13 protein-coding genes and 1 pseudogene are annotated in these 10,695 nt (G+C 68.5%); 4 read left to right on the forward strand and 10 right to left on the reverse strand.

The genetic code is table 11. The features are described 5' to 3' along the window. Positions 1-122: 122 nt before the first annotated feature. Both ACIBF8_RS31825 and ACIBF8_RS31830 read left to right on the forward strand, forming a co-directional pair. A complete protein-coding gene (locus tag ACIBF8_RS31825; protein ID WP_396787615.1) occupies positions 123-524 on the forward strand; it encodes a nuclear transport factor 2 family protein in 402 nt (133 codons plus the stop codon). A gap of 165 nt (positions 525-689) precedes the next feature. Then, complete coding sequence (locus ACIBF8_RS31830) at positions 690-1,883, forward strand: transposase (protein ID WP_396787616.1); 1,194 nt, start codon at positions 690-692, stop codon at positions 1,881-1,883. A gap of 36 nt (positions 1,884-1,919) precedes the next feature. Here the strand turns inward: ACIBF8_RS31830 and ACIBF8_RS31835 are convergent, their stop codons facing one another. The 3 genes and pseudogenes from ACIBF8_RS31835 to ACIBF8_RS31845 form a co-directional block, all read right to left on the reverse strand. After that, complete coding sequence (locus ACIBF8_RS31835; protein WP_396787617.1) at positions 1,920-2,324, reverse strand: DUF1062 domain-containing protein; 405 nt, start codon at positions 2,322-2,324, stop codon at positions 1,920-1,922. A 541-nt stretch (positions 2,325-2,865) separates the two neighbouring features. Continuing rightward, complete coding sequence (locus ACIBF8_RS31840) at positions 2,866-3,252, reverse strand: hypothetical protein (RefSeq protein ID WP_396787626.1); 387 nt, start codon at positions 3,250-3,252, stop codon at positions 2,866-2,868. Beyond that, positions 3,231-3,457: pseudogene (locus ACIBF8_RS31845) on the reverse strand (IS701 family transposase); the annotation flags it as partial. The gene ACIBF8_RS31840 and the pseudogene ACIBF8_RS31845, both read right to left, overlap by 22 nt. Before the next feature lie 120 nt (positions 3,458-3,577). On the opposite strand from ACIBF8_RS31845, the gene ACIBF8_RS31850 reads away from it, so the two are divergent. Together ACIBF8_RS31850 and ACIBF8_RS31855 are read left to right on the forward strand one after the other, a co-directional pair. Next, a complete protein-coding gene (locus tag ACIBF8_RS31850; protein WP_308193612.1) occupies positions 3,578-4,261 on the forward strand; it encodes a response regulator transcription factor in 684 nt (227 codons plus the stop codon). Further along, complete coding sequence (locus ACIBF8_RS31855) at positions 4,258-5,709, forward strand: ATP-binding protein (RefSeq protein WP_396787618.1); 1,452 nt, start codon at positions 4,258-4,260, stop codon at positions 5,707-5,709. Before ACIBF8_RS31850 ends, ACIBF8_RS31855 begins: the two co-directional genes overlap by 4 nt. A gap of 160 nt (positions 5,710-5,869) precedes the next feature. Here the strand turns inward: ACIBF8_RS31855 and ACIBF8_RS31860 are convergent, their stop codons facing one another. The 7 genes from ACIBF8_RS31860 to ACIBF8_RS31890 form a co-directional block, all read right to left on the reverse strand. Next, positions 5,870-7,939, reverse strand: coding sequence for an MMPL family transporter (locus ACIBF8_RS31860; protein WP_396787623.1), 2,070 nt, complete (start codon positions 7,937-7,939; stop codon positions 5,870-5,872). 156 nt (positions 7,940-8,095) lie between these two features. After that, complete coding sequence (locus ACIBF8_RS31865) at positions 8,096-8,170, reverse strand: hypothetical protein (protein ID WP_396787624.1); 75 nt, start codon at positions 8,168-8,170, stop codon at positions 8,096-8,098. A gap of 29 nt (positions 8,171-8,199) precedes the next feature. Beyond that, on the reverse strand, positions 8,200-8,619 hold the full coding sequence (locus tag ACIBF8_RS31870; RefSeq protein WP_396787619.1) for a hypothetical protein: 420 nt from the start codon (positions 8,617-8,619) through the stop codon (positions 8,200-8,202). A gap of 161 nt (positions 8,620-8,780) precedes the next feature. Then, entirely contained in the window at positions 8,781-9,425 is a 645-nt protein-coding gene (locus ACIBF8_RS31875; RefSeq protein WP_396787620.1) for a response regulator, read from the reverse strand. Continuing rightward, positions 9,413-9,886 (reverse strand): sensor histidine kinase, encoded by a 474-nt coding sequence (locus tag ACIBF8_RS31880; protein WP_396787621.1) that lies wholly within the window; start codon positions 9,884-9,886, stop codon positions 9,413-9,415. Before ACIBF8_RS31880 ends, ACIBF8_RS31875 begins: the two co-directional genes overlap by 13 nt. A 12-nt stretch (positions 9,887-9,898) precedes the next feature. After that, positions 9,899-9,958 carry a hypothetical protein gene (locus ACIBF8_RS31885; RefSeq protein ID WP_396787625.1) on the reverse strand — a complete coding sequence of 20 codons (60 nt, stop codon included), beginning with the start codon at positions 9,956-9,958 and terminating at the stop codon, positions 9,899-9,901. Then, on the reverse strand, positions 9,940-10,596 hold the full coding sequence (locus tag ACIBF8_RS31890; protein ID WP_396787622.1) for a sensor domain-containing protein: 657 nt from the start codon (positions 10,594-10,596) through the stop codon (positions 9,940-9,942). The genes ACIBF8_RS31885 and ACIBF8_RS31890 overlap by 19 nt, the downstream gene beginning before the upstream one ends. Between the last annotated feature and the right edge of the window lie 99 nt (positions 10,597-10,695).

Raw genomic sequence — 10,695 nt, forward strand, 5'->3', positions numbered from 1 at the left:
AAGCCGGCTCTTCGGAGAAGTCACTTCCCGGACCCGCCGAGACCCAGGATAGAACTCTCCTCCCAGCGGTGTCTTGACACAGAGGGGAGCCAGATCCGTGCGGGCCGATACCGTATCAACTCATGGATCCTAAGGAACGCATGCGGGACATCATGAGCTCGATGTCGCGGGGCCGGGTCGGGCCGTTCTTCGACGCGATGGCCGAGGACGTCACCTGGCGCTGGATGGGGGTCAGTCAGTGGTCCCGAACGTTTGACGGCAAGCAACTGGTGGTGGACACGCTGTTCGGAGGAACGCGGGAAATGCTCAGCCCGTCGTCGCGAGTTGAGGTGCACTGCATCCACGGTGACGGCGACTTCGTGGTGGTGGAACACTCGGGACGTAACGAGTTGGCTGACGGTCGCAGGTACGACAACAACTACTGCTGGGTCCTTCGATTCCAAGACGGACTCATCCAGGAGGTCCGTGAGTACATGGACACCCAGTTGGTCACCGAGACATTCGGGGCTGACGGAAGCTCGTGACACGAGCTCGACCGATCACTTCCCGCTCGAAGCCCGCCGCAGCGCACCGTCGCCGGCTAGTGCGGTCGCCTGGCACGCAGGCCCGGGTCAGGAAGCAAATCCCGCATGGACATACCGGATAGAGTTCGCACTCATCTCGGCTACTTGTTTCATTGACCTGCGACCGTGATCGAGGGCTGCCAGGGCATCGGCCGGCACATCGCCAACCGGCTACTGGCCGATGGCGAGCAGGTCCTCGACGTTCCGTCGAAGCTGTCGGCCAGGGCACGGGTGTTCGCCACCGGCCAGGGCCGCAAGACTGATGCCACCGACGCCCACTCCATCGCCCTGGTCGGCACCCGCATGGCCGGCCTGCGCCCAGTCGTCAACGACGAACAACTCGCCCTGCTGCGGATCCTGGTCGACCGCCGCCGCTCCCTCGGCGAGGACCACACCCGGATGGTCTCCCAGCTGCACCAACTGCCGCTCGAACTAATCCCCGGTGGAGCGAAGAAGAGCCTGTCCGCCGCCCAGGCCAAAGCACTACTGGCCAAGGTCAGACCCCGCGACGCGGTCGGCAAGGCCCGACGCCGGGTCGCCGCGGAGCTGATCAGTGACCTCGAACGGATCTACCAACACTCCAAGGAAGCCGACAAGGAACTCAAGGAACTGGTGGCGTCCACCGGCACCACGCTGATGGACCCGCACGGCGTCGGACCATCCGGCGCAGCCCGCCTGCCGGTCGAAGTCGGTGGCATCACCCGGTTCCCCAACCGGGCCCACTTTTCCTCCTGGAACGGCACCGCCCCCATCGCCGCGTCCTCCGGCGAACAGATACGCCACCAGCTCTCCCGCGCCGGAAACCGGCAGATCATGGCCACCGTCCAGCTAGGCAACCCCACCGAAGGCCGCGCCTACTTCGACCGCAAGAAGGCCGCCGGCAAGACATCGATGGAAGCGATGCGCGCACTGAAACGACGCCTGTCCGACATCGTCTACCGACAGATCAACGACGCCACGACGGCCACGGCGACGGGCCCGGGAGGACAACGGGAAACGACTACTGGCTCCAGCGTGACCGGCTCGCATCCCCAAGCCGGCTCTTCGGAGAAGTCACTTCCCGGACCCGCCGAGACCCAGCTTAGAACTCCCCTCCCGACGCTGTCCTCCTTGACACAGAGGGGAGCCATGAGCGGACGCCCGCCCTACCCCTCCACAGGGGGCGCCAGCGCTGACGCCTTCGGTCCGCCGAAGAGGTTTCCAGCCAAGAAGCCCTTGCTGCTCCGAACCCCTGGGCATCGCTCGCAGCCGCTTGATCGTCTCCGCCCAGCCGGCCCGAAGCTGCCGGACAGCCTGCAGCAGGTCCGCCGGATCGGCTGAGCGCAGCAGCCGCACCGGATGAATGCACCCGGCCGTTCACGTTCGTCGCCGGTATCGGCCCGGCCCTGAGCTTCGTCCGCGTCCGGTCATCAGCGACCGCGCGCGGACCGCCGCATGATGCAGTCCGGTGCGAGGCCACCTTGCCTGCCGCCCCAGCTCAGGCCCACGTCGGGAGGAGTTGCTGGAGTAGCCCTCCAGAAAGATCGGATCCAGGTACCGGACCGGGACGCGATCGTGAACCGCGTTTGTGCTGGTGCGGTCGCAGGAAACGCAGGCGCCCAGCAGCAGGATGTCGAGGAGTTCGCCGTTGGCATTGACGTGAAACTTGCCGGCGCCGGTGCTGGCGAGGCCGGAATGGCAGTGGACGCCGCGGAACGCGAGCAGGGGAAGGTGCGTGCGCCGAAGGGCCCAGGACGAAACGATATGAGGACGCGTAGACATGATCCCTCTGAAGACCTGACGGAAGGCATGGGAAAAGAGCCGACGGCGACGTCGGCGACCGATGCACGGGGGAAGGTGTCAGGTTTAAAGAGCAGGCGGCGTCACGCGGGGTGAAGTCCTCTCGTGAGAGGGTCGGAGAAGAAGGTCCAGTTGCAAGGTAGGGCGGGACGGGTTGGCGAGGCCACCGATTTTTGTGTTGGTGCCGAGCACCGAGGGTTGGGGTCAGCGAACCGGGCATCGAGCACGCGTCGTTCGCCCGCGCGGCCCCTGTTCGCCGTATTCCGGCCGCCCCCGTGGGACTCTTGTTCCTCCCGCTGGCCTTCGCCTTGTCCGTCGACAGCCTCGCAAGGACGACCGCCGCCTACTGCCGCGGCGGATCGGTGAACAGAAGGGTAGGAGTAGCCGCTTCGAAAGCCCGAACCCACACATCCGTCGTCGTCACAGCGGCGCTCGCATCGTGATCCTGCTGTCCGACGCCCGTCGGAAGCGCTTCTCCTGGTGGAGTTGATGCCCAACGGCCGGCGTGGTGAAGGCGGCCAGCTCACGTAGGCGTAAGCCATTGGGTCATCTTGTCGCTGAAATCCACCTCATAGGGAAGATCCCGGAGGTCTTCTGCAGTCGCGTCGAGGCCGCGAGCCCGAGCTAGCTCGACCAGCCATGCCCACGGATGTTCCTGCTCCGTCGCGCACTCGTCGTCGTCGGGAAGCACGGCGTTCAAGACGTGCTGCGTGATGCTTTCCCGAGTCTCGACGAGCGCAACGACGCCACCCGGGACACCGGTTGATCTAGCGGTGACAGTGAACCCACGATCCGCACGCAGGAGCACGCGCCGACCGTCCTCCAGCACCGCGAACTCACTGACAATGAAGCTGCGGGTGCTCGCATCCTCGGCGTACGTCCCGTCGCGTCGACGTCCCAGTCCGCCCACCGCAACAACCTCTGCATGCCGTCCGGCGACACATCACCGGCCTGCTCAGCCAGGGTCCAGCCGTTCTTGCGCCCCAAGCCCAAGACCAGCCCGCACAGGTACGAGGCACCCGCAGCCGTGGTTCCGACCGGCGAAACCGAGGCCCGATCCGGGCATGCAGCCGGTCCAACTCCCCATGCCACCGATCAACATCAACGTCCGTCACAGGCAGACCAACGAACACGAGCCGGACTCGATTCGCCTACTGCCGTTGCAGTTTAATCCTGCCCTCAGGTTGATCGGGGAGGATGAGCGCAAAAGCATCAACTGGAGGGAGCAGGCCGGCGTGCAGATCATGATCGCCGATGACGAGGCGGCCATCCGTGAGTCGCTGGAGCGGGTGCTTCAGGTCGAGGGTTACGGCACTAGCACCGCCGCCAACGGTCTCGCCGTGCTCGACGGGATCGGTGGCGCGGCGCCGGATCTGCTGATCCTCGACGTGATGATGCCCCGCCTCGGCGGGTTGGAGACCTGCCGGCGGTTGCGGGCGGCGGGTCGGGATCTGCCGGTGCTGATGCTGACCGCCCGGGATCAGGTCTCCGACCGGGTCGCGGGGCTGGACGCGGGCGCCGACGACTACCTGCCCAAGCCGTTCGCCACCGAGGAGTTGCTGGCCCGGGTCCGGGCTCTGCTGCGCCGCCGCGCGCCGGGCGACGACGAGTCGCAGATCCTGTCGTTCGCCGACGTCCGGCTCGATCCCGACAGGTTCGAGGCGTGGCGGGGTGGGCGGCCGCTGTATCTGACCCGGACCGAGTTCTCCCTGCTACAGGTTCTCGTGCGCAACGCGACCCGGGTGTTGACCCGCGACGCGCTGTTCGAGGCGATCTGGGGCTTCGACATGAGCACCACCGCCAACAACCTTCAGGTGTACGTGAGCTATCTGCGCCGCAAGATGGAGGCCGAGGGTGAGCCGCGATTGATTTACACGCTGCGCGGCTTGGGGTACACGCTGCGGGAGACTCCTCCGTGAGCAGGCCCGCCGGCCGGGAACCGCGTCGGCTGACCCGATGGTGGCGCCGGCGGTCCCTGCGGACCAGGCTGACGGTGATCGCGGCGACGGCCATCGCGGTCAGCGTGTTCGTGGCCTTCCAGGTGGCCAGCGAGCTGCTGGACTCGGAGCTGCAGGACAACGCCGAGAATCAGCTACGCGCGGACTCCCGCGTCCTGGCGGCGACCGTGGAGCACACCGGTCTGGCGCAGGTCCAGCTACCGCCGTATCCCGGATCCGGTCGGCTGGTGCGGGTCATCCTGCCCGACGGTTCGACCCGGACGCCGGCCGGCCAACCCGCGCTGCCCCCCGTCAGCGGGCACGCCGGGCGCGTGGCGCAGGGCGCGTCGGCCGACCTGATGGAGTCGAACGACAGCGACGACGACGGCTACCTCATCTACACGCTGCGGGCGGGCGACGGCGCGGTCCAGGTGGCCCGCAACAGCGACGACAGCCCGATCAACCGATTTGGGTTGGGCATGCTGCTGATCGGACTGCTCTGCGTGGCCGGGGGCGCCCTTGTCGGGCGGACCGTGGCGCGGACCGGGCTGGCACCGATCGACCGGCTGACTGCCGCCGCGGTTCGTGTCGCGCAGACCCGGGACCTCGACGCCGACATCCCGGACGAGGGCGGCGGGGAGATCCGGCGGCTGATCCAGTCAATCAACGACATGCTCGCCGCGCTCCGCGACTCCCGGCGGGCCCAGCGGCTGCTCGCCGAGGACGCCGCCCACGAACTCAAGACCCCGCTCACCAGCCTGCGCCTCAACGTTGAGCTGCTGATCCGGCTCGATCGGCGCGGCACCCTGGACCGCGCACTGCCGGCGGAGAGCCGGACCCGGCTGCTCACCGATCTCGGCGCCCAGGTGGCCGAGTTGAGCACCCTTGCCGCCGAGCTGACCGACCTGGCGCGCGGCGACGTCAGCGACGAGAGCACCGAGTTGCTCGATGTCGCCGACGTGGTGGTGGCCGCCGCGACCCGGGCGCGTTCCCGCGTGCCCGACATCGAGGTCGCGCTCGACGTGACCTCTGTGTGGGTGAGCGGGCGTCCCGCTGCGCTCCAGCGGGCGGTGCTCAACCTCATCGACAACGCCGGCAAGTGGTCCCCCGCTGACCAGCCGGTCCAGGTCCGGCTCCGTGCCGAGGGCGCGTCGGCGGTCCTCGAGGTCGACGACGCCGGGCCGGGCATCGACGCCGCCGACGTACCGCGGGTGTTCGACCGGTTCTACCGTGCCGACAGCGCGCGGGCGCTGCCGGGATCAGGTCTGGGGTTGTCGATCGTGCAGCGGGTCGTCGACGCCCACGCCGGCCGGGTCACCGTCGCCCGGTCCGCACGCGGTGGCGCGCTGCTGCGGATCATCCTTCCGGCCGCCGCCCCGCCCGCTCGGATCACGCGGCTCACCGCGGGGGTGGACACGGTGGCGCGCTGACCCGCTGCGGCACGGCGCCGGGACCGCCACGGTGCGCGGTGCCAGGACCCGCCGCAGCGGGCGGCGCAGGACAAGGGCGGCGGACACGGCGACGGCCGCGGCCATGACAAAGATCCGGGACGGGCTCTGCCCGTCCCGGATCTCGACTGTGCCGCCGCGCTCACCGTTGCGGCGCGGGCCCCTCCACGAGCGGCCGTTGATCGTCCGGCAGCTCCACCGGTCGGGACAACCGGCTCGGCCACCACATCCGTCGGCCGATCAGCAGGGTGAGGGCGGGCACCAGGACCGACCGCACCAGCAAGGCGTCGAGCAGCACGCCGAAGGCGACCAGGAACCCGACCTCGATCAGCATCACCAGCGGAAGTGAGGCGAGGACCGCGAACGTGGCCGCTAGGACCAGGCCTGCCGAGGTGATGACGCCACCGGTGGCGGAGAGGGCTTTGAGCATGCCCTCTCTGGTGCCGAGGCGCACGGCCTCCTCCCGGGCCCGGCTGGCCAGGAAAATGTTGTAGTCGATGCCGAGCGCCACTAGGAACAGGAATGCCAGCAGCGGCACCGAATAGTCGACGCCCTTGAACCCGAGGATCGTGTCGAAGACGAACACGCTGCCGCCGAAGGCTGCGGCGAATGAGACGATCACGGTCGCCATCAGGACCAGCGGGGCCACGATCGCTCGGAGCAGTAGCCCGAGGACGATCAGGACGACGGTGAGCACCAGCGGGATCACCAGCTTCTCGTCGCGGGTGGTGGTGACCTCGGTGTCGAGGTTCTCCGCGCTCGGCCCGCCGACGATCGCCTCCGCCCCGTTCACCGCGTGCACGGCGGTACGCACCCGCTTGATCGTGTCATACTCCGCGGCGGTGTCCGGCGCGTCGGTCGGGAACACGGAGATGTCGGCCCAGCCTCCGCTGGTCTGCCCCGCGACGGCCAGGGCCACACCGCGAGTGGTCTGGACGATGTCGAGCACCCGCTCCTGGTGCGCCGGCCGCGTGAAGATCGTCATCGGCTGGCCGCCGAGCTCCGGGAAGTGCTGGCGGAGGACGGTGAAGCCGGTGACCGACTCCGGCGCGGACAGGAACTGGTCCTGCTCCCGCAGGGCGCCGGTGTTGCCCGCCAGCCCGATGGCGAGCACGCCGAGGACTCCGAGCGAGCCGAGCGTCGCCACCCACGGGCGGCGACTGATGGCGGTGCCGAGCCGTCCCCACAGCCCCGGCTTCTCCTGGACGGCCGTGTTGAGCCGCGGGATCGCCGGCCAGAAGATCCGCCTGCCGAGCACCACGAGCAGCGCCGGGAACAGCGTCAGCATGGCCACCAGCGCGCACAGGATGCCGGCCGCGCCGATCGGGCCCAACCCGCTGGTGCTGTTCAGGTCGGCGACGAGCAGGCAGAGCAGGCCAGCGATCACGGTGGCCGCGGACGCGACGATGGCCGGCGCCGCGCCGCGTAACGCGTGGACCATCGCGACCCGGACGTTCTCGTGGTGGTGCAGTGTCTCCCGGTACCGGGCGATGAGCAACAGCGCGTAGTCCGTACCGACGCCGAATACCAGGATCGTCAGCAGCGCCGAGTTCTGGTCGTTGATCACGATGCCGAAGCCCTTGACGAGCAGGTAGACGGTCGCCATCGCGGTCAGTGCGGCCGCGCCCACAGCCATGAGCGGGATGAACCACAACACCGGGCTGCGGTAGGTGAGGATCAGCAGGAGCGTGACGACGACGACGGTGGTGAGGAAGACCTGCAGGTCGATGCCGTCGAAGACGGCGTCCATGTCGCCGTCGACCGCAGCGGGTCCGGTCACGTCGAGTTCCAGGCCGGCGGGGCGGTCCTTCGCAGCCTCACGCAATGGGCCGACGATGGTCTCCGGTGCGCCGTAGGTCGTGCTCACGTCGAGGGTGAACATCATCGCCTCGCCGTCGGTGGAGGGTCTCGTCGGTGGGCCGTCGTCGTCCTCGCCGCCCGCCGCCGTCGCCTTCGGCGGGTACCGCTTGGCAAGGGTGTTGTGGTGGCGCTCGACCGCCGCGCGGTCGGCGTCGGTCATGCCGCCGGCACGGTGGTACACGAAGACGAACGTGTTGTCCTCACCGCCGGGGAGGCTGTCCTCCAGCACCGCCACCTTCGTGGACTCGGCGCTGGCCGGCAGGGTGTCCACGGCTCTGTCGGTGGTTACCGAGCTCAACTTCCCGCTCAGCGGCACCATGACCGCCGACAGCGCCACCCACAACCCGATCACCAACCATGGCACCCACCGGCCTGCCAAGCGACCGGCCGGCGCTTCCCCGGGCGGCGCTGCCTTGACTGCCATCACTAGCTTCCTCCATACGGTTAGTTCGCTCATCTGATGCCGACTTCGTACCGAGCGAATCTGAGACGACCGTTAATGCGCCGCTCAGGCCGGGTGGCCGAACCAGGTGCCGAGCGCACGCACCAGCGCGGTGGTGTCCAGATCCTGCGCGGTGGGCAAGGCCCAGGCGACGCAGCCGTCGGGCCGGATCAGCTACGCGTCGACGTCCACCCGGTCCGTGCGGGCGGTGACGGTGTTGCCCCGTCCGGTCCACGCGGCCGCGGCGTCGCGGACCTCAGCGCGGTCGGCGAGGCCCGCTCCAGCCGGGCCCGCCGCTCCGACAGCGACAGGTGCAGGAGCACCTCGCCGCCGGCGTCGGCGAGCAGGTCGAAGAGCACGTAATGAGCGGGGCATTCCCGGGCCAGGCGGAGGAGGCCGCGTCCTGCGGTGACGCACCGCTGCAACGGGGCGACGTTTGTCCTCCCGCGCTCGAACACGATCAGCTCACCGTCGAGCACCGCGCCGACCGGGACTGCGGGCGCCGCGGCCTCAAGATCCTCCGACGTGACCGCGTGATCCGCCGGTACCGGGCCGTCGGCCGCGAGGTCGGGCACCACTCCTCGGGTCACGATTCCGGCTGCGAACGCTGCGGTAGACCCGTACACGACGCCCGCCCGTGGCGTTCATCCGTGATCAGATTCAGGGTGCTCAGCTCTTCGTCGTCGCCCCACCGGCCCTTGTTGCTCGGCAGTTCCTCGGTCGTACTCATGGTGGGGCAGAGGCCAAGGACTCAGCCTTCCAGGTAGGCGAGGACCGCCAGGATGCGGCGGTTGTCGTCCTCGGAGGGCTTGAGACCGAGCTTGGTGAAGATGTTGTTGCTGTGTTTGCTGACGGTTTTCTCGGTGACGAACATCCGGGCGGCGATCGCAGCGTTCGAGCGGCCCTGCGCCATCAGGGTGAGGACCTCATGCTCGCGTGGGCTCAGCTCCAGGAGCTTAGGATCGGTGGAGCGGTGGGTGAGTAGCGCACTCACCACGTCGGGGTCCATAACGGTGCTGCCGGTAGCGACCTGCCGGACACTGGCGACGAATTGGTCGACGTCCGTAACCCGGTCCTTCAACAGGTAGCCCACCGCGCCCGCGCGATCTGACATCAGCTCCCTGGCGTAGATCTGCTCGACATACTGCGAGAGCACCATGATGGGCAGCCCTGGAATCTGGCGGCGGGCCTCGATCGCGGAACGCAGCCCCTCGTCGGTGAAGGTCGGCGGCAACCGCACGTCGACGATGGCGACGTCGGGGCGGTGCGTCGTCAGCGACCGGATCAGCGCGGGGCCGTTGTCAACGGCTTCCACGACCTCGAATGAATTGGCCCGCAGGATCCTGATCAGGCCCTCGCGGAGCAGGGGGAGGTCCTCGGCTATCACGATACGCACGGCAGCGACATCCTCACCTCGGTAGGTCCGCCCGGCGGGCTGTCAACGGTCAGCGTGCCGTCGAAGGCAGCCAGGCGACGGACGATGCCACGCAGGCCGGTGCCGGAATCGATCGAAGCACCCCCACGGCCGTCGTCGGATACCAGCATCGTCAGTTCCCCGGCAGCGCCGCCCCGGTGGGGTGCGAACTCCACGGTGATCCGGATCTGCTGGGCCTGGGCGTGCTTGATGGCGTTCGACAAGGCCTCGGCGACGGCGAAGTAGGCCGCGGACTCGATCGGGGCCGGCAGCCGTCCGGGTAGGCGGGTCACCACCGTGGTCGGGATCGGATTGACCAGGGCCAAGGCCTTGAGTGCGCCGTCCAGGCCACGGTCGGCCAGTACCGGCGGATGGATGCCTCGTACCAGGTCGCGCAGCTCGGTCAGGGCGCTGGAGGTCGACTCGCGGGCCTCGGCCAGCAACTGCTGGACGGCCTACGGATCGTTGGGCAGTAACTGTTCGGCCAAGCCCAGGCTCATACCCAGCGACACCAGCCGGGCCTGCGCGCCGTCGTGCAGGTCGCGTTCGATTCGGCGCAGTTCACCGGCCTGGGTGTCGACGGTCTCAGCTCGCGAGGCCGCCAACTGTTGGACGCGGGCCCGCAGGCGCGCCTGTTCGGTGGGCCGAGCAGAGCGCGGATCACCCGAGCGTTGAGGTTCGCGAGGCGCACCGCAGTGACGTACCAGAGCAGAAGGAAAACCGGACCGAGCGGTACCAGCCCGAACGACTGCGCGACGCTGTGCAGCCGGAAGCCCTCCCCCATCGGAGTGCGGAATACCTGAGAAGGCGTCAGCTGATAGATGAGCGGATAGGTCAGGTATACGACTCCGAAGATGAAGAACAGCAGCGACAGTCCGCAACTCAACCAAATGGTGATCGAGTTGACCACCAACCAGATCCAGTCCCGCCACGTCGCCGGGTCTCGCAGGATCGTCCAGAGCCGCACCGGCCACCCGGCGTCCGGCGTCGGCTGATAGGGCCGCGCGGGCACCGGTTCGCCGAGCCGGTCGGCGGCCCACTGGCGATGCAGGTCGGCAAACCAGCGCACCAGTACGGTCGCGAGCAGGGTCAGTGGGATTCCGGCGCCAAGCGCGGCGATCGATATCGAGGTGATCCAGAGCGTGGCCAGCACGGCACCTAGGCCGTGTTTCGTAGGGCGCGAAGCCATTGGTTGATGGCGGCGATGGTGAGGGTGGCTTCGTAGCGAACGGCGAGTTTGTCGTAGCGGGTG

It is taken from the genome of Micromonospora sp. NPDC050276 (genome assembly GCF_044459545.1).
Taxonomy (GTDB): Bacteria; Actinomycetota; Actinomycetes; order Mycobacteriales; family Micromonosporaceae; genus Micromonospora.